Genomic DNA, 22,809 nt, shown 5'->3' with positions numbered 1-22,809 from the left:
ACGGTGGGAAGGTCCGGGGCGTTCCCCCTCGGTGCGTCGTGTCTGTGCATCGTGGTGGATGCGGCGCTCCCGGCGCAACCGTTTCGACCGGATACGGTCGGTCCCAGGCGTCCCCGGGACCGACCGTTCTTTGGGGTGGTGACCGGGCTGCTGTCCCCTGCTGACCGGTCACCTCGCCGAAGCGAGGTCCCACGACGCGCGCCGCCTGAATCACCGCAGGGGCCGCGTCTCATCGCTTCGGCGGATCTGAAGCCACGCGTGGATTTTTTCCGGGCCGCTCCTGGCTGGCGCGGACACCGGGCTCAACGAAGCGACTGACGGGCCGGTCACGTGGCGTACGGGTGACGCTGTGTGACGGCACGAGCCCCGAAAGCGCCGATGGCGAGCCCGTTAGAATCGAAGTCCAACCCCCAGATCCACCGCAATCACCGCCGGAAGGCCGCCGAAGTGCCATCAGCGTCCCCTGCTGCCGCCCCCGACACCGTTCTGGTCGTCGACTTCGGCGCGCAGTACGCCCAGCTCATCGCCCGTCGCGTCCGCGAGGCCCGGGTCTACAGCGAGATCGTCCCGTCCACCATGCCGGTGGCCGAGATGCTCGCCAAGAAGCCGAAGGCGATCATCCTCTCCGGCGGACCCTCGTCGGTCTACGCCGAGGGCGCGCCCCGCGTGGACCGCTCGCTGTTCGAGGCCGGGATCCCGGTCTTCGGCATGTGCTACGGCTTCCAGCTCATGGCCACGACGCTCGGCGGCACGGTCGACAACACCGGGGCCCGCGAGTACGGCCGTACGCCACTGACCGTGAGCAAGCCCGGCTCCACGCTCTTCGAGGGCACCCCGGCCGAGCAGACCGTGTGGATGTCGCACGGCGACGCCTGCTCGGCCGCCCCCGAGGGCTTCACCGTCACCGCCTCCACCGACCTGGTGCCGGTCGCCGCCTTCGAGAACGACGAGAAGAAGCTGTACGGAGTGCAGCACCACCCCGAGGTGATGCACTCCACCTACGGCCAGCAGGTGCTGGAGCACTTCCTCTACCGGGGCGCCGGGCTGGAGCCGAGCTGGACCACCACCAATGTGGTGGAGGAGGCCGTCGCCGCCATCCGTGAGCAGGTCGGCGACAAGCGCGCGATCTGCGGCCTGTCCGGCGGCGTGGACTCCGCCGTCGCCGCCGCCCTCGTCCAGCGGGCCATCGGCGACCAGCTGACCTGCGTGTACGTGGACCACGGGCTGATGCGCAAGGGCGAGTCCGAGCAGGTCGAGAAGGACTTCGTCGCGGCCACCGGCGTCCAGCTCAAGGTCGTGGACGCCGAGGAGCGCTTCCTGACCGCGCTGGCCGGGGTCTCCGACCCCGAGGAGAAGCGGAAGATCATCGGCCGGGAGTTCATCCGGGTCTTCGAGCAGGCCCAGGCCGAGATCATCGCCGACGAGGGCCCGGCCGTGGAGTTCCTGGTGCAGGGCACCCTCTACCCGGACGTGGTGGAGTCCGGCGGCGGCACCGGCACCGCCAACATCAAGTCCCACCACAACGTGGGCGGGCTCCCGGACGACATCGAGTTCAAGCTGATCGAGCCGCTGCGCCGGCTGTTCAAGGACGAGGTGCGGATGGTCGGCCAGGAGCTGGGCCTCCCGGACGAGATCGTCCAGCGCCAGCCCTTCCCGGGCCCGGGCCTCGGCATCCGTATCGTCGGCGAGGTCACCAAGGAGCGGCTGGACCTGCTGCGCGAGGCCGACGCCATCGCGCGCGAGGAGCTGACCGCCGCGGGCCTGGACCGGGACATCTGGCAGTGCCCGGTGGTGCTGCTCGCGGACGTCCGGTCGGTGGGCGTGCAGGGCGACGGCCGCACCTACGGCCACCCGATCGTGCTGCGCCCCGTCTCCTCCGAGGACGCCATGACCGCCGACTGGTCGCGGCTGCCGTACGACGTGCTGTCGCGGATCTCGACGCGGATCACCAACGAGGTCGACGAGGTGAACCGCGTGGTCCTGGACATCACCAGCAAGCCCCCGGGCACCATCGAGTGGGAGTGAGCCCGCCGCCACCCCCACCCTCTGGCACCACGCCGACGCCGCCGCCCCGTCTTCCGGGGCGGCGGCGTCGCCGTGTCCGGCCCTGTCACAGCTCTGGCGTCCTGCGATACCCCCGGGTAGCTTCCGCTCGCAGCCCCCAGAGCAGCGCGCCAAGGAGTGAGCCGCCGATGCCCCCGATGCCGCCCGTGCCGCCGAAGAACGTGCCGCCGAAGACCCCCGTGCCGCCCACGCCCCCGGAGCCGATCCCCACCGACCAGTTGCACTTCACCCTCCCGCCGCAGCACGCCTCCCCCGAGGACGAGCGGCGCCACCGCAAGGAGCGGCTCGCCGCCGCGCTGCGCCTCTTCGGGCGGTTCGGGTTCGAGGAGGGCGTCTCGGGCCACATCACCGCGCGGGACCCGGAGTTCACCGACTGCTTCTGGGTGAACCCCTTCGGGATGTCCTTCGGCCACATCACGGTCAGCGATCTGATCCTCGTCAATCAGGCGGGGCGGGTCGTCCAGGGGCGCCACCACGTCAACCAGGCCGCGTTCGTCGTTCACTCGTCCGTGCATCAGGCGCGGCCGGACGTCGTGGCCGTCGCGCACTGCCACTCGCCGCACGGCCGCGCCCTCGCGGCGCTCGGCGAGCTGCTGGAACCCATCACCCAGGACGCCTGCGCCTTCTTCGAGGACCACGCGCTCTACGACCGCTACACCGGCGTGGTCGTGGATGAGGCGGAGGGGCGGGCCATCGCGGCCGGGCTCGGCCCGCACAAGGCCGTCATCCTGCGCAATCATGGTCTTCTGACGGTCGGCGACTCGGTCGACGCCGCCGCCTGGTGGTTCATCGCGATGGAGCGCTCCTGCCAGGTGCAGCTCGCCGCGAAGGCCGCGGGCAAGCCGGTCCTCATCGACCACAAGAACGCCGCGCTGACCCGTGAGCACCTGGGCACCGACCTCGTCGCCTGGATCAACTATCAACCTCTGTACCAGCAGATCACCCGCGGTGAGCCGGACCTGCTGAGCTGAGACCCCCCGAGTTACGGCACAATCCCCTGACAGGACATGTCAGTTGGGACCAGGCACCACTGACCCGGGAGAACGACGAGCGGGAGAGCCTCGTGGCGGTGAACACGGCGGACGACGCCACGACGGCAGGAAGCCATCAGCACAGCGGATGCGCATGCGGCGACTGCGCCCGCGAGGGGCACCGGCGGGCGGTGGCCGCGTTCCTGGCCCTGCGCGACCGGTTCGCGGCCGGGGAGGGCCTGCCCGCCGCGCTCGCGCACTCCGCCGAGGCCTCCCGGCAGTGGGTGTCGGACGAACTGACGCAGGCGGCCCGTACGACCTGGGACACCGGCCGCGCGGAGAGCCTGGCCTGGGGCGGGGCGGTACGGCGGCGCACGCTGCTGGTGGTGTGGGGCGCGGTCGGGGCGCTGCTGATCGGACAGCTGGCCACGGCCGTCGGCGCGGGCTGGTCCGCGGCGCGCACGGCCGCCCTGACTGTCGCGCTGCTCGCCGCCGGTCTGCTGACGCTCGCCGCCCGGCTGCACCGCGGCAGCGGCGGCCCGCTCGCCCCGCTGGTCGGCGAGGACAACCGCCTGTCCACCTCCCGGGCGGTGGCCGCCGCGTGGATGCTGTTCGCGGTCTTCGCGGTGCTGATGCTCGCGGTCGAGCTGGCCTTCGCGCCCGGGGAGGCGGAGCGCACCGCCGACGGGCTGGCCCCGGGCGGCGCCGCCGCGCTGCTCACCGTCACCGCCCTGACCTGCCTGGCCGCGGTGGCGGCCCGGCTGGTCGTGGCGGCCCGGGTGCGGACGCAGCGGCTCCAGAAGGTGCGGGCGCTGCGCCCGCGCGCCGCGGATCTGCTGACCGACGACGCGGGCCGCGGCAGCCTGGCGGACGCGCAGTACGTGGTGGTGCACGCGGCCGCGCTCGTCTTCGCCGCGGTGCGCCTGGCGCGCGAGCCGTGGCGGCTGCCCGACCTGCCGTGGGGCCTGGCGCTGCTGGCGGCCGTGTCGGTGCTGATGTATCTGGCCGGGAAGTACGCGGAGGGCGGGCGGCCCACGGTGCTCTCGGTGGTCCGGGTGCGGCCCGACGAGGGCGGCTTCGACCGGGACGCGCCGATCCGCACCGGCGACGACATCGAGATCCGCGGCAGCGGCTTCGTGCCGCCGGGGGCGCAGGAACCGGACCGGCTCGCCCGGATGGTGGTGCGCATCGGGGCGGTGCATGTGCAGGTGCCGCTGGTGCCGGTCGCCGGGGGGTTCAGCAATCCGACCGACACCGTGCTGACCGTGCCGGTGCCGGTGGACGTGGAGCCGGGGCGGGTGGAGGTCCAGGTGGTCACCGCGGCGGGGGCGGAGACCAACCGTTACCCGATCGACGTTCTGGACTGAGTCGCCGGCCCGCGGCCTCCGTAAGGTTTTGTTGACCGGGCAACGGGAGAGGCGGGCGTCATGAGGCATGCGGACAGAACGGTCGGAGCGGGCTCGGGCCGGGTGGGCGGCGTGGGCGGGATAGGCGCGGGCGGGCGCACCGGCGGGGGCGGGTGGCGGGACACCGCCGGGCGGTACGCGCTGCTGCCGCTGCGCCTCTTCCTCGGCGTGACGTTCGTCTACGCGGGGATCGACAAGCTGACGGACTCGGCGTTCCTGGCCGACAGCGGCGACGGCTCGGTCGGTGCGCTGATGCGGCAGGTGCGCGACTCGTCCGCGGTGCCGTGGCTGGTCGACCAGGCGCTCAAGGACCCGTCGGGCTTCGGCTACGCCATCGCCTTCGGGGAGCTGGCGGTGGGGCTCGGCACGCTGGCGGGGCTGCTGGCGCGGCTGGCGGCGTTCGGCGGCGCCCTGATCTCGCTGAGCCTGTGGCTGACGATCAGCTGGCAGGCGGATCCGTACTACTACGGAAACGATCTGGCGTATCTGATGGCCTGGCTGCCGCTGGTCCTGGCGGGCGCCCCGTATCTGTCGCTGGACGTGGTCCTCTCCAAGCGGCGCAGGCGCCAGGGCGCGCAGCTGTTCACCTGACGGCCGGCCGCTCAGCCGACTGCTTCATCTCGTTCCTCCCGTTCCCCCCGTTCCTCCCGCTCCTCCCATGCCGCCCGGCCCCGGGCCCGGCCGCGCTCGGCGCGCCGGGCGCGGCGCAGCCGGGCGCCGAAGGCGAGCGCCGAGACGAGCCCCGCCAGGCACAGCCCGGCCACGAGCGGGCGCAGCGGCGCGGAGGGCGGGAGGTCCGCCTCCCCGGCGGCGTCGAGGGCGTACAGGAGGCCCACGGCGAGGACCACGAGTCCGGCGATCAGCTTGCCCGGCTCGAACGGATGGCGGTTCACGAGCGGGTCACCTCCACGAGGCCCACGCCGATCTCCAGGTCCAGCCGCAGGGTGCCCCGCGCGGCGCGGCCGTCGGGCGGTTCCACGGTCACGGTGCGGTCCTCTCCTGGCCTGATGTTGATGTCGTCGCTCTGCTCGCCCGGCAGCCGGATGTCGCCGACGCCCATGTGGATCGACAGCTCCAGCCGCGCGTCCCGGGGCACGGTGACCGCCAGCTTCCCGGCGCCGACCTCGGCGTGCGTGGTGACGGTACGGCCCTTCTCCAGCGCCAGCCGGTCCAGCTTCAGCTCGCCCCAGCCGCCGCCCAGTTCGTACGAGCCGCGCACGGCCGCCGGGGAGGCGGCCGCCCAGGTGCGGTGGGTCCAGTCGGTGGGGATGGACTTGGGCAGCCAGGCCGCGCCCGCCAGCAGCGCGCTCGTCAGCACGGCCAGCACGATGGTGCCCGCGCCGGTGCGGCCGTACCGGGAGCTGACCGCGATGCCGAGCCCGAGGACGCCCAGCGCGCCGGCGAGCCCGATCTCCAGGCTGGTGCCGAGCGGCTGGGAGGACCACGAGGCTCCCGTGCCCACCGCGGCGGCCGCCAGGGCGAGGAGGAACAGGCGGCCGCCGATCGACGCGCCCCTTTCCGGGGACGCCCTGCGGAAGCGGCGGGACCAGTCCCGCCCGGCGCCCTGGGCGTCGTCCGGCCGGCCGTCCGACCCGTCGTCGGGGCCCCACAGATAGCCGGACTCCCAGCCGACCGGGCCCGTCGTGCCGTCCTTGACGATCGGGTCCCGCCACCAGGACGGGCCGCCCCAGGCCGGCGGCGGGGCCTTGGTCTCGGGGGGCGCGTCGGCCACCGCCCGCTCCGTCGCGGGATCCACCGCGCCCTCGCTCTCCGCCTGGCGCCGGTGGTGCGACCAGTAGCCGGCGCCCGCCGCGGCGAGGGAGAGCAGGACGGAGAAGAAGATCACGCTGCCGCTGTTGAGCATGGACAGGAACAGCCCGCAGCCGACCAGCGCGCACAGCACCGCGGTGAGCGCCGGGCCCTCCACCCGCCCCGACAGCAGCTTGCGTCCCTCGTTCTCCTCCTCGCCCCGGAGGGGAACCAGCAGCCAGCAGAAGCCGTACACGATCAGGCCGAGGCCGCCGGTCACGGCGAGCACGGACAGCACCACCCGGAAGATCACCGGGTCCATGTCGCAGAACCGGCCGAGCCCCCCGCACACGCCCGAGATCACCTTCTGATCGCGGCTGCGGCGCAGCGGCGCCCGGCCCCCGGGGCGCGGATCGCCGGGCGCGGCCCCGCCCTGGGGCGGGCCGGTGACGGTGGGTGCGTCGGTCATGCCCACCATGGTGACAAGCGGGCGGGCCCGGCGGCATCCGTCACAACCCTGGCCCTTCCCTGAGATCGTCCCCGAGTGCGCGGCGGCTATCGTGGCGGATCGAACGTATGCGGGGGGCCACGGCCAGCCGGGGGAGCGGGAGGGGCACACGGTGTCAGAGGCAGGGCGGCTCATCGCCGGGCGGTACCGGCTGGCCGAGCAGATCGGCCGTGGGGGCATGGGAACGGTCTGGCGGGCCCAGGACGAACTGCTGGACCGCCAGGTCGCGTTGAAGCAGCTGCACATCTCCCCCCATCTCACCGACGACGAGGTCACCACCCTCTTCGAGCGGACCCGCCGCGAGGCGCGCAGCGCCGCGCGGATCGCGCACCCCAATGTGGTGGTGGTCCACGACGTGGTGGAGGACGCGGGGCTGCCGTGCATCGTGATGGAGTACGTGCCCTCCACCACGCTGGGCGATCTGCTCAAGAGCGGCCGGACCGTCACCCCCGACGAGGCGGCCCGGATCGGCCGGGGAATGATCGCCGCGCTGCGGGCGGCGCACGCGGCGGGGGTGCTGCACCGCGATGTGAAGCCCGGCAACGTCCTCCTCGGCGAGGACGGCCGGGTGGTGCTCACCGACTTCGGCATCGCCATGGCCACCGGCACCTCCACGCTCACCAAGACCGGGGAAGTGGTCGGCTCCATCGACTACATCGCGCCCGAGCGGATCAGGGGGCGCACCCCCGGGCCCGCCTCGGACCTGTGGGCGCTGGGCGCGACGCTGTATCAGGCGATCGAGGGGCGGCCGCCGTTCCGCAAGGCCACCCCGATCGAGACCGGGTACGCGATCGCCGTCGACCCGCTGGAGCCGCCGTTGCGGGCCGGGCCGCTGACGGGGCTGGTGGAGGCGCTGCTCGCCAAGGAGCCGGAGGACCGGCCCACGGCGGAGCAGACCGAGAGGGCGCTGCGCGGCCCGGCCGGGCTGCCGGAGACGAAGTCGATGCCCAGGCCGGACCCGATGGCGGAGACCACGCGGCTGGCGGTCGCGCCCGTGCCCCCGGCCGACCCCGCGCCCACCCCCACGCCCACGCACGCTCCCACGCACAGCCCCACGCCGCACACCCCCACGCCCATGCCCGGGTCCGCCTTCCCGGCCCCGCCCGGGCCCCCGAACCCGTACCCGTCCCCGACGGCGGCCGGGGGCGGCGGCAACGGGGGCGGCGGCCGCCGGGGCCGTACGGTGCTGTGGAGCGCGGTGGTGGCGGCGGTGGCCGTGGTCGGGGTGGCGGTCGGGGTGTATCTGGCGGGCGTCGAGTTCGGCGGGGGCGACGACGACGGGGCGCGGCCCGGCCCCAGCGGGTCGAGCGCGTCGAACGCGCCCACGTACACGATCCCGCCGCTGCCCGCCGGCTACCACCGGGTCCAGCTGGAGGAGTTCGGCGTGTCCCTGCCCGTGCCGGACGGCTGGAACCGCCAGCCCAACTCCAGCCCGGACGGGACGGTGGACGACACCCAGGAGGTCAGGTTCCTGGACCCCACCCAGAAGGTCAGGCTGATGGTCAACGTGCTCGACTCGGCGGGCCCGAACCAGGTGCGGCACTTCGAGGAGCTGGAGACCAAGCTGAAGGAGACCTACCCCGGGTACGAGCGGATGCGGATGCAGCCGACGAAGTACCGGGGCCAGCCGGGAGCGATCTGGGAGTTCAAGTTCCAGGGGCGGGAGCGCTGGTACCGCGCCATCGACCTCGGCTTCGGCGTGGAGGGCGGCAAGGAGTACGCGATCTACCTGAGCGCGCCCGCGGACGAGTGGGGCGACTACCTGCCGGTCTTCCGGAACGTCAAGGAGGGCTTCAAGATCGAGGACGGTACGTCCTGAGCCGCCTCCCGAGCCCGTGACCCGGGCCCTGTCGGGGAACACCCTGTCGGGGAACGATCAGGGGCGACCCTGATGCCCGGCGCCCGCTGTACGTGTGACGATCGGGGCATGACCGCCGCCGTGCCCCCCGTCGCCGAGCCGCCCCCGCGCAAGCTGTACCGCAGTGCGGAGGGGCGGATGCTCGGCGGCGTGGCCCGCGGCCTGGCCGGACACCTGGGACTGCCGGTGTCCTGGGTACGGTTCGTCTTCCTCGCGCTGTTCATGGCGGAGGGCTTCGGCGCGCTGGTGTACGCGCTGTTCTGGTTCGTGGTGCCGCTCGGCGTCGGGGGTGTCGAGGCCGCCCGCCCGGCGTCCGAGCGGGGTCCCGACGGCGGGCGCCGCGTCCTGGTCCGCAAGCCGGACAAGGGCCAGGTCTTCGCGCTCGTCGCGCTGCTGGTCGGCATGGGCGTGTTCGTCGAGCACTTCGAACTCGGCGGCGCCAACGCCTACATCTGGCCGCTGCTGCTCATCGGCGCGGGCGTCGCCCTGGTCTGGCGCCAGGCGGACAACGCGCGGCGCGCCCAGTGGGTCGAGCTCAGCCGCCGCAAGCAGGTGCTGCCCATCGCCCGGGGCGCCGCCGGGGTGCTGCTGGTCGGCGCCGGGGTGACGGGCATCGTCGTGCTCCAGGGCTCGGCGAAGCACCTGGGGGCCGTGCTGCAGGCCGCGCTCGCCGTGCTGGTGGGCATCGCGCTGCTCGCGGGCCCCTACCTGGTGCGGATGGCCCAGGACCTCTCCGAGGAGCGCCTGATGCGCATCCGCGCCCAGGAGCGGGCCGAGGTCGCCGCCCATGTCCACGACTCCGTACTGCACACCCTCACCCTGATCCAGCGGAACGCGGAGGACCCCCGGGAGGTCGCCCGGCTGGCCCGGGCCCAGGAGCGCGAGCTGCGCGCCTGGCTGTACCGGCCGGAGGGCACCGGCAAGGACGAGGCCGAGGAGCCGGACACCCTGGCCGAGGCGGTCAGGAAGGCCGCGGCCGAGGTCGAGGACCACCACGGGGTGCCGATCGAGGTGGTGGTCGTCGGTGACTGCCCGCTGGACGAGAAGCTGGCCGCGCAGCTCCAGGCGGCGCGCGAGGCGATGGTCAACGCCGCCAAGTACGGTGGCGACGGCGGGGCCGTCCAGGTCTTCGCCGAGGTCGAGGGGGCCACGGTGTTCATCTCCGTACGGGACCGGGGCCCGGGCTTCGACCTGGACGCGGTGCCGGAGGACCGGATGGGCGTGCGCGAGTCCATCATCGGCAGGATGCGGCGCAACGGCGGCACGGCGCGGCTGAGGTCCGCGCCGGACGGGGGGACGGAAGTGGAGCTGGAGATGGAGAGGGCGGCGACGACATGACCGAGGCGAGCGGGGCGACGGGCCGTACGGCGAGCGGCGCGACGGGTCGTACGGGGAACGCGACGGGCGGGGCGGCCGGCGAGGCGGCCGGGGCGGCGGGCCCGGCGGCCGGCGAGGCGGTCGGGGCGGGTGGGGCGGCGCCGCGCCGGGTGCGGGTCGTCCTCGTCGACGACCACCGGATGTTCCGGACCGGCGTACAGGCCGAGATCGGGGAGACGGCCCGCACGGGCGTCGAGGTGGTCGGGGAGGCGGCCGACGTCGACCAGGCCGTCACGGTCATCGGCGCCACCCGCCCCGAGGTCGTCCTCCTCGACGTCCACCTCCCCGGCGGCGGCGGCGTCGAGGTGCTGCGCCGCAGCGCCGCGCTGATGGCCGACCCGAACCGGCCGGTGCGCTTCCTGGCGCTGTCGGTCTCGGACGCCGCCGAGGACGTCATCGGCGTGATCCGCGGCGGCGCCCGCGGCTATGTCACCAAGACCATCACCGGCACCGACCTGGTCGACGCGATCTTCCGGGTCGCCGAGGGCGACGCCGTCTTCTCGCCCCGCCTCGCCGGCTTCGTCCTCGACGCCTTCGCCTCCACGGACGCCCCGCCGGTGGACGAGGACCTCGACCGCCTGACCCAGCGCGAGCGCGAGGTGCTGCGGCTGATCGCCCGCGGCTACGCCTACAAGGAGATCGCCAAGCAGCTGTTCATCTCGGTGAAGACGGTCGAGAGCCATGTCTCGGCGGTGCTGCGCAAGCTCCAGCTCTCCAACCGCCACGAGCTGACCCGCTGGGCGACGGCCCGCCGCCTGGTGTGACGCCTGGGCGTCAGTAACCGATCGTGATGGCGCCTGTGCGTCAGTAACCGATCGTGAACCGCCGCTGGACGAACCGGGGCAGCTCGGCCTCGTCGACCAGCGCGACGGCGGCGTCCTCGAAGGAGATGCGGCTGCGCCCCTCGGCGTCCAGGACCGGCTGGTCGCCGCCGAGCCGGAAGCGGCCGGTGCGCTCGCCGGGGCCGATCTCCTCGGCCGGGCTGAAGTAGGTCCACAGCCGGTTCGAGGCGCGCAGCACGTTCAGGGCGTCCCGGTGGCCCCGCACCGCGGCCGCGTACTCCCTCGGCAGCCCGAGTGAGTCCAGCGCCTCGAACAGGTCCGGCTCGGAGTCGGCGCGGGTGACGCCCGGCCTGATCTCGAGGCTGCCCGCGCCGCCGATCACGATGAGCCGGGTGCGGGGGTGGGTCTCCAGGGCCTTGAGCAGCGCCCCCGCGGCCGCGGCGTAGACCGTGGGGTCGGCGATCGAGCGCCGCACGGTGTCCTGGAAGTCCCGGGCGGCGTTGCCCGGCTGGAAGCCGCTGATCAGGACGTCCAGGCCGGGCAGGACCGCGGCCACGCTGTCGGCGTCGAGGGCGTCGACGCTCTTCCACACCACCTTGGCGCGGTCCTCGCTGACGCGGGAGGCGTCGCGGGTGAGCGCGGTGACCTGATGGCCCCGGCCGAGGGCTTCGGCGACGACGCGCTGCCCGATGTTGCCGGTGGCGCCAATGATCCCGATGTGCATGAAGTCTCCCGTGCCCGAAGGCGAGTCGAGGGGTGCGCCGGCCTGTTCCGCGGCTGATCTGTACATTGATCTATACGGTGTGCAGTGACTATACGGCGTGAAGTTTCGACACGGCAACCACATGCTGTGACGCTGTAGAGTTCTCCCGTGGCGACGACGGGACGACGCGAGAGACTGCGGGCCGAGACCACGGCCGAGATCAAGAAGGTCGCGCTCGGGCTGATGTCCTCGGGCGGGCCGGACGCGATCACGCTGCGGGCCATCGCCCGCGAGATGGGCATGACGGCCAACGCCATCTACGGCTACTTCGCCACCCGGGACGACCTGGTCACCACGCTCATCAACGACGTGTACACCTCACTGGCCGACGCGGTGGACGCCGCCCGCGACGCCTGCCCCACCGACGACCCGGCCGGCCGCATCATCGCCTGGGCGACCGCCTTCCGGGACTGGGCGCTCACCAACGCCGAGGGCTTCCGGCTGATCTACGGCGACCCCGTCCCCGGCTACCAGGCGCCCGAAGGCGGCGCGGCCCCCGAGGCCGAACACCGCGTCTGCGCCGGCCTGACCGGCCTGGCCGCCGGGGCCTGGCCGCAGGCCAAGGCCCTCTTCGCGGAGGCCGATTTCCAGTGGTCGGACTTCGACCCCGGGCTCGCGGCCGAGGTGCGCGAGGAGTTCCCCGGCCTGCCGCCCGCCGCCGTGGCCATCGCGCTGCGCATCTGGGGCCATCTGCACGGCCTGGTCTCGCTGGAGATCTACGGCCATCTGCGCGGCCAGACCCCGCGCCCGGACAAGATCTACCGCGCGGAGCTGACCCAGCTCGTCCGCGGCCTCGGCCTGCCCGCGTAGCGGCCGGCCGCCCCGCCCGCCCCGGCGGCGGGGGCGGGCGAGTCGTAAGACCCCCTCCCGGGGGCGGGCCCGTCAGCCGTCGGCGCGGGCCATGGTCCGCTTGGCCAGCTCGTAGGCGGGCAGCATGGCCTTGTGCTCCTCGGTGTCGAGGCCGCCGAGGTGCAGCACGACGCCGCCCCTCGGGGTGACGACCGCGAGCGCCCGCTCCGGCTTGGGGGCGTCCAGGGACGGGTCGTCGAGGGTGTAGCTGACCTCCGCGGCGGGCAGGTCACCGGCCTTCGCCTCGGTGTACCGGGCGTCGCGGATGCGCTTCTCCCCGGCCATGAACGCCTTCAGCAGCCGCCGGGGCTCGCCGCCGGACGCCGCCTTCCCCTTGTCCCCGGTCCACACCCGCAGAAAGCCGATGTGCCCGGCGGGCTTCGCGTCGATCTCGCAGACGAGGGTCACCGGGCCCTGCTTCACGAGGGTGGAGCCCAGCTCGGGGTCCACCCCCTTCAGCTCCTTCACCGCCTCCGGCTTCCACGACTTGGCCAGCTCGAACCGCACCGGCAGCTCGCACGCCGTCCCCGCGCCGCCCACCTTCCCGCCGGCGGCCGCCACCTCGACCCCGCCGCCCCGGGACCCGCTCCTGCCGCCCTTGCCCGCCTTGCCGTCCCCGCCGTCGCCGTCCGAGTCAGAGGAGCAACCCGTCAGGGCCCCCAGCATGCCGATCACGCCGATCGCCACCGCGGCGCCCACGGCTGCCCGACCAGGTTTGCGCATCGCGCTGTTCCCCGCCTTCTGCACAGAAAAATCGGAAATTCGCCGCAGCATATACGGAGCGGGAGCCCATCGACGGGGCGTGACATGGCTCCAGCGATTGCCCGCGGGCCGGGGGAGGCGCGAGCGATGGGCACCGCGATACGGCCCGGTCAGCCGAAGCCGGGGCGGCGCGGCGCGGCCACGTCGAGGGTGTCCTTCACCATGGCGAGCGCCGCGCCGAGAGGGCTGGAGCGGCCGCCGCTGACCGTGATGTCGCCCGCGTCCGGGCAGCCGTAGACCACGGCCTTCTCCGGCCCGGTGAGCGCGTGCAGCGGGTCGCCGGGCGCGGTCCGCTCCAGCCGGACCCGGACCAGCAGCGGCTCGTCGGCGGCCGCGCTCGCGACCGCCCGCAGACGGTGGCCCGAGGCGGCGGCCGCCCGTGCCTCCCCGGCCGTGTCCTCGTCCACCCCTTCGGTCTCGGTACGGATCGCCGAGGCGTCCCAGCCCCACAGCAGGGCCGCCAGCAGCCGCGCCTTCGTGGCGGCGTCGGCGCCGGACAGGTCGGCGCCGGGATCGGCTTCGGCTATGCCGCGCCGCCGCGCCTCGGCGACCGCGTCGGCCAGGGAGTCGCCGGCCGCGAGGCGGTCGAGCACGAAGGTGGCGGTGCCGTTGGGGCAGGCGCGGATCGTACGGCAGCCCAGGCCGCGCACCCCGGCCCTGGCCAGGTCGCCGGCGGGCAGGGCGGCGCCGGTGGCGCCCGAGATCCTGATCAGGCCGCCTCCCTCCGCGGCGGCCAGGCCCAGCGCCCGCCAGTGGCTGAGCAGATGGCTCTTGGTCGCGGTGACGACGTGCACGCCGCGGCGCAGCGCGAGCAGCGTCTCGGCGGCCGCCTGGTCACGCACCTCGGGGGAGGACGGCACGCACTGCACCAGCACCCCGGCCCCCGTCCGGTCCAGCGTCTCGGCCAGCGGCGGCAGCGGCCCCCACGCGGCCCGGGGCGGCGGGGGCGCCCAGGTGTCCGTACCGTCGCCCGGCGGCAGGTACTCGGCCGTACTGGCCCGTACGGCCGCGAGGCGCAGCCGCACCCCGTGGTCCCGCGCCAGGGCCTCGCCGTGCGCGGCCAGGTGCCCGACGTAGGCCCGGCCGACCGGCCCGTAGCCCGACAGCACGACGGCGGCCGGGGCCGGGGCGGCGGCCGGGGCGGCGGCCCCGGCGGCGGGTTCGGGGGGTTCTTCCGGCACGGGTGGGGTCTCCTTCACGCGGCTCGACGCTGATCGCCGAGAACGCTACGCGGCCGCCGCGAGCGGGACCACGCGGCCGGGTTCACGCGGGCCGGGTCGCGCCCGCGAAGGGCATCTGGTCGATGGGCGCCACGCGGACGGGCGCGCCGGGGCGCGGGGCGTGGATCATGCGGCCGTCGCCGATGTAGAGCCCGACATGGCTGACGCCGGAATAGAAGAAGACCAGGTCGCCGGGGGCGAGTTCGGCGCGGGAGACCCGTCGGCCCGCGTTGATCTGGGTGTAGGTGGTGCGCGGCAGGGCCACGCCCGCGGCCCGCCAGGCGGCCTGGGTGAGCCCCGAGCAGTCGTATCCGTACGGGCCGGTCGCGCCCCAGACGTACGGCTTGCCGAGCGCCCCGTACGCGTACGAGACGGCGCGGGCCGCGCGGCCGGACATGCTGGGCGCCGCGGCGCCGGACGAGGCGTCCCGGCCCGCTTCCCCGGCCGCCTCCGCGGCCCGCTCCGCCTCGTAGCGGCGGCGCTGCTCGGCGGTCAGCCGGTCGAGGAGGGCCTCGGCGGCGGCGAGCTTCTCGCGGGAGTCGCGCTTGTGGCGGGCGAGCGCCCCCTGGCAGGCGCGGAGCTGGTCGAGGGTGTGCCGAGCCTCCCCGCGCAGCCGGCGTAACTGCCGGGTCTGGCGGGCGATGCTCGCGACCGCGGCGGCCCGGCGGCTGCCCGCGCGCTCGGCGAGCGAGGCCCGGCGCAGATACTGCTCGGGGGAGGAGGAGAGCGCGAGCTGGAGGGTGGGGGAGACGGTGCCGGAGCGGTACTGGGCGGCGGCGAAGGCGCCCAGCGCGTTGCGCGCGGCGTTCAGCCGCGCCGTCCGGCGGGCCGCCTCGTCGCGCAGCTCGTCGAGCGCCTGGCGGGCCTCGTCGGCCTGCTCCTTGGCGCCGTTGTACTTCTCGTTGGCCTCCTCGGCCTCCCGCTGGTAGCGGTCCACCTTCGCCTGCACCTGGGCCGGGGTGGGGCGGGTGTCGGCGTGGCCGGTGCCGCCCATGGCGGTGGCCGCGGCCCCGGCGAGCGCGACCGCGGCGGCTGTCCAGGCGGTGCCGCCGGTGAGCGAGCGCTGCTTGGGCTTCCTGTGCGACGCCACGGCGGCGGGTCACCTTCCTTCGTGTTCCTGTGCGTAACTGCTGGGCGGGTCCGGGCAGGTGGCAGCCCGCCCATGAGGCGGGGACCCTCGATTGACGGGAAGCGGGCTGCCACCTGGAGGAGGAAGCTAGGCGGGCGGGGGCGGGCGGGCGGTGCGATGAACGGGAGTGGACGGTTTCGGCGCGCTGCTGCCCGTAATCGACCGCCCGCCGCCCGGCCCGCCCATGCCTGGGTGGCGGCCGTGACCGAAGTGGCGATCGCGACCCACCCGGCTGTCGGGGGCTGCTATGGGCCGGGCTACGCTCGACAGCCATGGACGTCCTCATTCATGTTTTCGTCGGGCTGCACATCGTCGGCATCGCCGCGCTGCTCGGCGGCTTCCTCGCGCAGCTGAAGCCGATGCGCGCGGGCGAGGGCCGGATGACCCAGGGGATGCTGCACGGCGCCCTGACCATGCTGGTGACCGGTGCCGCGCTGGTGGGGTTCAACCAGGCCGACGGCAACAGCGTGAACAACATCAAGATCGGCGTGAAGCTGGCGCTGCTGATCGTGGTCCTGGGGCTGGTCTATGTGAAGCGCGACGAGGAGAAGGTCGAGGCGGCGGCCCTCGGCGCGGTGGGGCTGCTGACCACGGCCAACATCTTCATCGCCGTCCTGTGGACCTGACCGTTTTCTGACAGGTTCCGTGCAACCACCTGCCCCCGCTGTCGGTCTTATGGGACAAAGGCAGCCGAAGGGAGCGGGCAATGGGGGTAGTTGCGGCATGGAGCCGCCGGGCGGGCCTGGCGTTGGGGGTGGCGGGGATGGTGGTGCCGCTGGCGGTCGCGCTGGGCACCCCGGCGCAGGCCGCCTCGTCGTGCACGACGAGCACGGGGCCGTACCAGAAGCAGGCGGAGAAGTTCCTGGGCCGCCCGGTCGACGGGCGGCAGTCGCGGGCGGACTGCCTGGCGATCCAGAAGTTCCAGGTCAACCACGGCATCAGCCCGACCATCGGGTACGCGGGGCCGGTCACCTGGGGCGTGATGGACCTGATCAACAAGCAGAAGGCGGCGGGGCACAACCCGAACAAGGCGAGGAAGTGCCCCACCAATAAGGGCCGCATCGCCTGCGTGGACCTCACCCGCCAGCTGAGCTGGATCCAGGACGGCTCGCGGCTGAAGTTCGGCCCGGTGCCGGTGCGCACCGGCCGTGACCGGTACGAGACCCGGGGCGGGCTGAAGAAGATCTACTGGCGGGACATCGACCACTGGTCGACGCTCTACGACGTGGCGATGCCCTACAGCCAGTTCTTCGACGGCGGGCAGGCCTTCCACTCCATCGCGGGCAGCGTGTGGTCGCCGCCCGGCTCCCACGGCTGCGTCAACATGCGCAAGGCCGACGCCAAGAAGTACTGGAGCATGCTGCGGAACGGCGACGACGTCTTCGTCTACGGCCGCAAGCCCGGCACCTGAGCCGGCCCCCGGGCCCGGGGCGGCGGCGGTTGGCCGCCGCCCTGGGCCCGACCGGTCCGGGTCCGGGACGGGGACCGGGACCGGCTGAGGTGACCGGCCGGCTATGCCGGGCGGACGCTTCCGTAGATCGGCATCTCGGTGATCGGCGCCTTCTTGACCACATCACCCGGCTTGGGGGCGTGGATCATCATTCCGTCGCCTATATAGAGACCGACATGGCTGATGTCGCCGTAGAAGAAGACGAGATCGCCCGGCCGGAGGTCGGAGGTCGACACGCGGGTGCCGACCTTCACCTGGTCCCAGGTGGTGCGCGGCAGTGAGACCCCGGCGGTCTTCCAGGCGGCCTGGGTGAGCCCCGAGCAGTCGTAGGAGTTGGGGCCGGTCGCGCCCCAGACGTACGGCTTGCCGAGCTGCGAGCGCGCGAAGGCGATGGCCTTGTCGGCCCTGGTGGAGTGCGAGCCGCCGGAGTTGCCGGAGGACCCCGACGGGGCGGTCGAGCCGGAGCCGCCGCCCTGGCCCTGCTGCTGCTCCCGCTCCGCCGCCGCCTCCCGCTGCTTCCGTGCCAGCTCCGCGGCCTTGCGGCGGGCCTCCTCCGCCTTCTTCCGCTCGATCGCCGCCAGCCGCGCCTTCTCCTCGGCGGTCAGCTCCGACAGCAGCTGGCGGGCCTGGGTGAGCTTGTCCTGGACGGTCTTCTTCCTGGTCTTCAGCTGCTCCTGGGAGCGGGTCAGCGCGGCCAGGGACTCGGTGGCCTTCGCGCGCTCCTCGGCGGCCTTCGCCTGCTGCGACCTGAAGTCGGCGACGGCCTTCTTCTGCCCTTTGGTCAGCCGGTCCATCAGGTGGGACTGGTCGAAGATGCCCTGCGCGTCGGAGGCGAACAGCAGGGTCGCGGTGGAGGAGGCCATGCCGCCGCCGCGGTACTGCGCCGCCGCGTAGATGCCCAGCGTCCGCTGTGCCTCGTTCAGCTTCTCGGCCCGGTCGGCGATGCTGTCGAGCAGCTTGTCCACCTTGGCGCGCTGCGCGCCCGTGCGCTCCTTGGCCGCGTTGTAGCCCTGGGTGGCGGACTCCGCCTGGTGGTAGAGCGTGTCGACCTTCTTCTTGACCTCTTCGATCGACGGCTTGGGCTTGCCGGGCTCGGCGCTCGCCGTCTGGCTCAGCAGGGTGACGGACGCGAGGGCCGCCATGGTGACGGAGACGGCGGTGCGGCGGCCGGTGGCCGAGTCCCGTGTCCGGGCCCGGGGCTTGCGGTGCGACGCCAAGGGAGGCGACTCCTTCCGTGGACCGCCTACCGGGTTAGCTGTCGGGTTCGGGCGTCGGAAGGCTGCCCTACGGGCCGTGCGGCGGCTGGGTCGCCGCGCGGCCCGATTCACCCCGGTGGTGCGCGTGGGTCCCCGGCTCCAGCCGCCTCGCGGCGGGGCCGGACTCGGCGGAGACAGCCCGTGCCGGCGCGGTCGCCGACGGGTTACGGGCCGCCTGACGGTGGACGGTAGCGGGCTTGTGGGGCCCGTGTGAAGCCTGTGTTCGAATTGCCCCGAAACCGTTTCGTGACATCCGTACGTACGCTGTCAGTGCGGCGTCCTAGACTCGGTGAGCGATGAGCAGCCTCTTTGACGACAGCTTCCTGGCGGATCTCGGGCCCCCGGACGAGGAGCCCCCGCCGCCCGAGGACGACGGCCGGCCCGCCGGTGAGGACGTCCCGCACGACCTCTTTGCCGGGAGGTTCGACGCGCCCGCCCCCCGGGAGGCGTACTACCGCGACGGCGCCGCCCGGCCCGCCGTGGACCCGGCCGCGCTGCTCGAGGGGCTCAACGAGCAGCAGAGAGCCGCCGTGGTCCACACCGGCTCGCCGCTGCTGATCGTCGCGGGCGCCGGATCCGGCAAGACCCGGGTGCTCACCCACCGCATCGCGCATCTGCTCGGCGCGCGCGGGGTCCACCCCGGCCAGATCCTCGCCATCACCTTCACCAACAAGGCCGCGGGCGAGATGAAGGAGCGGGTCGAGGAGCTGGTCGGCCCGCGCGCCAAGGCCATGTGGGTATCGACCTTCCACAGCGCCTGTGTGCGCATCCTGCGCCGCGAGTCAAAGAAGCTCGGCTTCACCTCCTCCTTCTCGATCTACGACGCGGCCGACTCCAAGCGGCTGATGGCGCTGGTGTGCCGGGACCTGGACCTCGACCCCAAGCGGTATCCGCCCAAGTCCTTCAGCGCCAAGATCTCCAACCTGAAGAACGAGCTCATCGACGAGGAGACCTTCGCCGGACAGGCAGCGGACGGCTTCGAGAAGACCCTCGCCGAGGCATACGCGATGTACCAGTCGCGGCTGCGCGAGGCCAATGCCCTCGACTTCGACGACATCATCATGACGACGGTCAATCTGCTCCAGGCGTTCCCGGACGTCGCCGAGCACTACCGCCGCCGCTTCCGGCACGTCCTGGTCGACGAGTACCAGGACACCAACCACGCGCAGTACACGCTGGTGCGCGAGCTGGTGGGCACCGGCCCGGTGGCCGCCGGCGGCGAGGGCGGCGACGGGGGCGACGCGGTCCCGCCCGCCGAGCTGTGCGTGGTGGGCGACGCCGACCAGTCGATCTACGCCTTCCGGGGCGCCACGATCCGTAACATCCTCCAGTTCGAGGAGGACTACCCGGACGCCACCACCATCCTGCTGGAGCAGAACTACCGCTCCACCCAGACGATCCTCAGCGCGGCCAACGCCGTCATCGAGCGCAACGAGAACCGCCGCCCGAAGAACCTGTGGACCGAGGCCGGCGCCGGGGCCACCATCACCGGCTATGTGGCCGACACCGAGCACGACGAGGCGCAGTTCGTCGCCGACGAGATCGACCGGCTGACGGACGCGGGCGAGGCCCGGGCCGGGGACGTGGCCGTCTTCTACCGGACCAACGCCCAGTCCCGTGTCTTCGAAGAGGTCTTCATTCGGGTCGGGCTGCCGTACAAGGTCGTCGGCGGCGTGCGCTTCTACGAGCGCAAGGAGGTCCGCGACGTCCTCGCGTATCTGCGGGTGCTGGCCAACCCGGAGGACGCCGTCCCGCTGCGCCGGATTCTGAACGTGCCGAAGCGCGGCATCGGCGAGCGCGCCGAGGCGATGATCGACGCGCTGGCGCTGCGCGAGAAGATCACCTTCCCGCAGGCGCTGCGCCGGGTCGACGAGGCGTACGGGATGGCGGCCCGCTCGGCAAACGCGGTGAAGCGGTTCAACGTGCTGATGGAGGAGTTGCGGACGATCGCCGAGTCGGGCGCGGGGCCGGCCACCGTGCTGGAGGCGGTGCTGGAGCGCACGGGCTATCTGGCCGAGTTGCAGGCGTCCACGGACCCGCAGGACGAGACCCGGATCGAGAACCTCCAGGAGCTCGCGGCCGTCGCCCTGGAGTACGAGCAGGAGCGCGGCGAGGAGAACCCGGGGACGCTCGCGGAGTTCCTGGAGCAGGTCGCGCTCGTCGCCGACTCCGACCAGATCCCCGACGACGACACCGAGGGCTCCGGGGTCATCACCCTGATGACGCTCCACACCGCCAAGGGCCTGGAGTTCCCGGTGGTCTTCCTCAGCGGCATGGAGGACGGGGTCTTCCCCCACATGCGCGCGCTCGGCCAGACCAAGGAGCTGGAGGAGGAGCGGCGGCTGGCGTACGTCGGCATCACGCGCGCCCGCGAGCGGCTGTATCTGACGCGGTCGACGATGCGCAGCGCCTGGGGCCAGCCCGCGTACAACCCGCCGTCCCGCTTCCTGGAGGAGATCCCCGACCAGTACGTGCGCTGGCAGCGGACCGGGCCCGCCACCCCGTCGGCGTCGATGGGGGCCGTCGGGGCCGTCGCGGGGGTCGCGTCCTCGCTGTCCTCGTCGCTGTCCTCCTCGCGTTCGCGGGCGGGGGCCGGGGCCGCCGGTTTCGCCACGCGGCGGGCCAAGGAGCGGCCGGTGGTCTCGCTGGCCATCGGGGACCGGGTCACCCATGACGCGTTCGGGCTCGGCACCGTGGTCGCGGTGAAGGGGAGCGGGGACAACGCGGAGGCGACGATCGACTTCGGCGACGAGAAGCCGAAGCGGCTGCTGCTGCGGTACGCCCCGGTGGAGAAGCTGTAGCCGAGAAGCTGTAGCCGGCTCACCCTCGTCCCGGGGGTGAGCCCGCCTCCGGGGTGGGCCTGTTCCGGGGGTAGGCCGTCTCGGGGTGGGTTACGCGGGTTACGTCGGGTCGAGCCCGTGGCTGCGCAGCCACGGCAGCGGGTTGATGGCCGCGCCGCCGCCGGGGTGCACCTCGAAGTGGAGGTGCGGCCCGGTGGAGTTGCCGGAGTCCCCGGAGTACGCGATGACGTCCCCGGCCTTGACCGATCCGGCCCGGATCTTGGCGGTGCTCAGGTGGCAGTACCAGGTCTCGGTGCCATCCGGGCTGGTCAATATGACCATGTTGCCGTAGGCGTCGTTCCACTGGGTGCGCACGGTGCCGTCGGTCGCGGCCATGACCGGGGTGCCGTTGTCGACCGGGAAGTCGATGCCGGTGTGCAGGGACATCCAGTTGACGCCCGCCTGGCCGAAGCCGGCGCTCAGTCCGTGCTGCGAGACGGGCAGCGCGAACTTCGGCCGCAGCGCTTCCTTGCGCGCGGCCTCTGCGAGCTTGCGCTTGCGCTCGGCGGCCTGGCGCGCGTGGAGGTCGATGCGCTCCTGGGTGCGGCTGGCGCGGTCCCGGAAGTCGTCGGCGTCCTCGAGGCCCGCGGCGAGCTGGGTGTCCAGCTTGCTGTTGGCGACCGAGGGATTGACCGGCGGGGTGTCCGCGGCGGCCTGGGTGGTCTTGGTGTCCTTCTTGTCGTCGCCGAAGTTGCTGACGGAGGCGGCGGCCACGGCGGTGACGCCCAGCGCGCAGACGGAGGGAACGGCGACGGTGAGGAGCGCGGAGCGTTTGGGGCGGGCCGCGGGGGCGCGGCGGCGGCTGCGGCCGCCGTCCCGGCGGGATGCGGCGGAGCGGGGGGAGGGAAGCGAGGCCGTCTCGGCCGGGGCCCGATCCTCGTCGTCGGTCGCGCCGCCCTCGGCGTCGTGGGGGTCGGCGGTGCCGGTGCCCGCCGTGCCGGGCATGCCGGTGTCGGCGTCGGGCGAGTCGAGGTCCAGGACCATGAGGGCGGTCTGGGTCTCGGCCTCGTGCACGGCCACCGCCCCGGGTTCGGACTCCGCCTCGGGGACGGCGTACGGCTGCTCGGCGGGCTGCTGGTAGCCGCCGTGCTCGTAGCCGCCCTCGTGGTACCCGCCCTGCTCCTGCTTTTCGTAGTTCCCGTAGGTCTGGTGCTGCTCGTACTGCTCGTACTGCTCGTACGGCGCGTGCTGAGCGTGCTGCTCGTACGGCGTGTGCTGCTCGTGCTGCTCGTACTGCGACTCGTCGACGGTTGCGTAGGCGCTCATGTCCCAGCACTGGGTCTGGCCGGTGTCGACCCCGGAGGTGTCGTACTGCCCGGTGCCGCTCCACTGGGCGGCCGCCAGGTCGTGGTGGCCGGTGGTGTCCCAGGCGGTGGCGTCCCACTGGCCGCCGGTGTCCGAGTCCTGCTGGGCCGGGATGGTGCCGGCCGCCGGCACGCCGGAGTCGGCCCACATCGCGGTGGTGTCATAGGTGCCGGAGTCGTACGGGCCGGCCGCGGCCCCCCACTGCGGGGCGTCGTACTGCCCGCCCGTGGACCCGTCGAGGCCACCGGCCCCGTAGCCGCCGTCCTGGCCGCCGGGGAGTGAGCCGAAGAGGGGGTCGCCGTCGCCGTACGCGGCGGTGAGGTTGTCGAAGGTGCCGGTGGAACAGCCGTCGTACCCGGCGTAGCCGTGCGCGGTGCCCTGCTGGTCGTAAGCCTCGTAGTAAGGATATGAGGCGTCAGGAGCGGGGACGGTCGAGGTTGTGATCCCCGATGGGTGACGGTCGTTCACCACCAACTTCTCTTTCGCCTCGGCAGCAGGAGAATTAGCGGCGACTGTACCC

General features: G+C 73.4%; 19 protein-coding genes and 1 riboswitch. Of the genes, 11 read left to right on the top strand and 8 right to left on the bottom strand.

Annotated features, from left to right (window positions below):
• The first annotated feature begins 447 nt into the window (after positions 1-447).
• The 4 genes from guaA (at position 448) to BBH68_RS09855 (ending at position 5,032) form a co-directional block, all read left to right on the top strand.
• Entirely contained in the window at positions 448-2,025 is a 1,578-nt protein-coding gene (gene guaA, locus BBH68_RS09870; protein ID WP_065960808.1) for a glutamine-hydrolyzing GMP synthase, read from the top strand.
• A 176-nt stretch (positions 2,026-2,201) separates the two neighbouring features.
• The gene (locus BBH68_RS09865) at positions 2,202-3,035 is read left to right on the top strand and encodes a class II aldolase/adducin family protein (protein WP_065960920.1); all 834 of its coding nucleotides are present in this window, start codon (positions 2,202-2,204) and stop codon (positions 3,033-3,035) included.
• Between the two features lie 92 nt (positions 3,036-3,127).
• Positions 3,128-4,402, top strand: coding sequence for a hypothetical protein (locus BBH68_RS09860; protein WP_065960806.1), 1,275 nt, complete (start codon positions 3,128-3,130; stop codon positions 4,400-4,402).
• Positions 4,403-4,462: 60 nt separating this feature from the next.
• Complete coding sequence (locus BBH68_RS09855; protein WP_079150900.1) at positions 4,463-5,032, top strand: DoxX family membrane protein; 570 nt, start codon at positions 4,463-4,465, stop codon at positions 5,030-5,032.
• A gap of 11 nt (positions 5,033-5,043) precedes the next feature.
• Here the strand turns inward: BBH68_RS09855 and BBH68_RS09850 are convergent, their stop codons facing one another.
• Entirely contained in the window at positions 5,044-5,334 is a 291-nt protein-coding gene (locus tag BBH68_RS09850; protein ID WP_065960803.1) for a hypothetical protein, read from the bottom strand.
• Entirely contained in the window at positions 5,331-6,659 is a 1,329-nt protein-coding gene (locus BBH68_RS09845) for a PspC domain-containing protein (protein WP_065960917.1), read from the bottom strand. The genes BBH68_RS09850 and BBH68_RS09845 overlap by 4 nt, the downstream gene beginning before the upstream one ends.
• Positions 6,660-6,876: 217 nt before the next feature.
• Here BBH68_RS09845 and BBH68_RS09840 point away from each other — a divergent pair, with 217 nt between their 5' ends.
• From BBH68_RS09840 to BBH68_RS09830, 3 genes are all read left to right on the top strand, one after another.
• Positions 6,877-8,517, top strand: a complete 1,641-nt coding sequence (locus BBH68_RS09840; protein WP_425428800.1) for a serine/threonine-protein kinase — start codon at positions 6,877-6,879, stop codon at positions 8,515-8,517.
• Between the two features lie 108 nt (positions 8,518-8,625).
• Positions 8,626-9,894: an ATP-binding protein gene (locus BBH68_RS09835; protein WP_065960800.1), complete on the top strand. Its 1,269-nt coding sequence runs from the start codon at positions 8,626-8,628 to the stop codon at positions 9,892-9,894.
• Positions 9,891-10,697: a LuxR C-terminal-related transcriptional regulator gene (locus BBH68_RS09830; protein ID WP_065960798.1), complete on the top strand. Its 807-nt coding sequence runs from the start codon at positions 9,891-9,893 to the stop codon at positions 10,695-10,697. The genes BBH68_RS09835 and BBH68_RS09830 overlap by 4 nt, the downstream gene beginning before the upstream one ends.
• A gap of 40 nt (positions 10,698-10,737) precedes the next feature.
• On the opposite strand, the gene BBH68_RS09825 is transcribed toward BBH68_RS09830, so the two are convergent.
• Positions 10,738-11,439, bottom strand: a complete 702-nt coding sequence (locus BBH68_RS09825) for an NAD(P)-dependent oxidoreductase (protein WP_065960797.1) — start codon at positions 11,437-11,439, stop codon at positions 10,738-10,740.
• Between the two features lie 147 nt (positions 11,440-11,586).
• On the opposite strand from BBH68_RS09825, the gene BBH68_RS09820 reads away from it, so the two are divergent.
• Positions 11,587-12,288: a TetR/AcrR family transcriptional regulator gene (locus BBH68_RS09820; protein ID WP_065960795.1), complete on the top strand. Its 702-nt coding sequence runs from the start codon at positions 11,587-11,589 to the stop codon at positions 12,286-12,288.
• Positions 12,289-12,360: 72 nt separating this feature from the next.
• On the opposite strand, the gene BBH68_RS09815 is transcribed toward BBH68_RS09820, so the two are convergent.
• From BBH68_RS09815 to BBH68_RS09805, 3 genes are all read right to left on the bottom strand, one after another.
• On the bottom strand, positions 12,361-13,050 hold the full coding sequence (locus BBH68_RS09815) for a lipoprotein (RefSeq protein ID WP_245737976.1): 690 nt from the start codon (positions 13,048-13,050) through the stop codon (positions 12,361-12,363).
• A 149-nt stretch (positions 13,051-13,199) separates the two neighbouring features.
• Positions 13,200-14,270, bottom strand: a complete 1,071-nt coding sequence (locus BBH68_RS09810) for a homoserine dehydrogenase (RefSeq protein WP_245737975.1) — start codon at positions 14,268-14,270, stop codon at positions 13,200-13,202.
• Between the two features lie 82 nt (positions 14,271-14,352).
• Positions 14,353-15,399 carry a C40 family peptidase gene (locus BBH68_RS09805; RefSeq protein WP_065960792.1) on the bottom strand — a complete coding sequence of 349 codons (1,047 nt, stop codon included), beginning with the start codon at positions 15,397-15,399 and terminating at the stop codon, positions 14,353-14,355.
• Positions 15,400-15,710: 311 nt separating this feature from the next.
• Here BBH68_RS09805 and BBH68_RS09800 point away from each other — a divergent pair, with 311 nt between their 5' ends.
• Entirely contained in the window at positions 15,711-16,064 is a 354-nt protein-coding gene (locus tag BBH68_RS09800) for a hypothetical protein (protein ID WP_065960789.1), read from the top strand.
• 80 nt (positions 16,065-16,144) lie between these two features.
• Complete coding sequence (locus tag BBH68_RS09795; protein WP_065960787.1) at positions 16,145-16,849, top strand: L,D-transpeptidase; 705 nt, start codon at positions 16,145-16,147, stop codon at positions 16,847-16,849.
• Between the two features lie 101 nt (positions 16,850-16,950).
• Here the strand turns inward: BBH68_RS09795 and BBH68_RS09790 are convergent, their stop codons facing one another.
• A complete protein-coding gene (locus tag BBH68_RS09790) occupies positions 16,951-18,105 on the bottom strand; it encodes a C40 family peptidase (protein ID WP_065960785.1) in 1,155 nt (384 codons plus the stop codon).
• Positions 18,106-18,113: 8 nt separating this feature from the next.
• Positions 18,114-18,285: riboswitch (cyclic di-AMP (ydaO/yuaA leader) on the bottom strand.
• A gap of 155 nt (positions 18,286-18,440) precedes the next feature.
• Between BBH68_RS09790 and pcrA the strand changes: the two genes are divergently transcribed.
• Positions 18,441-20,945, top strand: coding sequence for a DNA helicase PcrA (gene pcrA, locus BBH68_RS09785; protein ID WP_065960783.1), 2,505 nt, complete (start codon positions 18,441-18,443; stop codon positions 20,943-20,945).
• A gap of 99 nt (positions 20,946-21,044) precedes the next feature.
• Here pcrA and BBH68_RS09780 read toward each other — a convergent pair whose 3' ends face one another.
• On the bottom strand, positions 21,045-22,757 hold the full coding sequence (locus BBH68_RS09780) for a M23 family metallopeptidase (protein WP_065960782.1): 1,713 nt from the start codon (positions 22,755-22,757) through the stop codon (positions 21,045-21,047).
• Positions 22,758-22,809 lie beyond the last annotated feature (52 nt).

Origin of the sequence: Streptomyces sparsogenes (genome assembly GCF_001704635.1) — a bacterium.
In the GTDB taxonomy this organism is placed as follows: domain Bacteria; phylum Actinomycetota; class Actinomycetes; order Streptomycetales; family Streptomycetaceae; genus Streptomyces; species Streptomyces sparsogenes.
The sequence above is the reverse complement of the archived record's forward strand: the minus strand, read 5'-3'. Positions and strand labels throughout refer to the sequence as shown.

What these genes read in the sequence shown, in the direction of transcription:
- BBH68_RS09825 (WP_065960797.1), bottom strand. Translation starts at nt 11,439, where the DNA reads ATGCACATCGGGATCATTGGCGCCACCGGCAACATCGGGCAGCGCGTC.
- BBH68_RS09800 (WP_065960789.1), top strand. Translation starts at nt 15,711, where the DNA reads ATGGACGTCCTCATTCATGTTTTCGTCGGGCTGCACATCGTCGGCATC.
- BBH68_RS09865 (WP_065960920.1), top strand. Translation starts at nt 2,202, where the DNA reads ATGCCGCCCGTGCCGCCGAAGAACGTGCCGCCGAAGACCCCCGTGCCG.
- BBH68_RS09815 (WP_245737976.1), bottom strand. Translation starts at nt 13,050, where the DNA reads ATGCGCAAACCTGGTCGGGCAGCCGTGGGCGCCGCGGTGGCGATCGGC.
- BBH68_RS09830 (WP_065960798.1), top strand. Translation starts at nt 9,891, where the DNA reads ATGACCGAGGCGAGCGGGGCGACGGGCCGTACGGCGAGCGGCGCGACG.
- BBH68_RS09795 (WP_065960787.1), top strand. Translation starts at nt 16,145, where the DNA reads ATGGGGGTAGTTGCGGCATGGAGCCGCCGGGCGGGCCTGGCGTTGGGG.
- BBH68_RS09845 (WP_065960917.1), bottom strand. Translation starts at nt 6,659, where the DNA reads ATGACCGACGCACCCACCGTCACCGGCCCGCCCCAGGGCGGGGCCGCG.
- BBH68_RS09855 (WP_079150900.1), top strand. Translation starts at nt 4,463, where the DNA reads ATGAGGCATGCGGACAGAACGGTCGGAGCGGGCTCGGGCCGGGTGGGC.
- BBH68_RS09835 (WP_065960800.1), top strand. Translation starts at nt 8,626, where the DNA reads ATGACCGCCGCCGTGCCCCCCGTCGCCGAGCCGCCCCCGCGCAAGCTG.
- BBH68_RS09840 (WP_425428800.1), top strand. Translation starts at nt 6,877, where the DNA reads ATGGGAACGGTCTGGCGGGCCCAGGACGAACTGCTGGACCGCCAGGTC.
- pcrA (WP_065960783.1), top strand. Translation starts at nt 18,441, where the DNA reads ATGAGCAGCCTCTTTGACGACAGCTTCCTGGCGGATCTCGGGCCCCCG.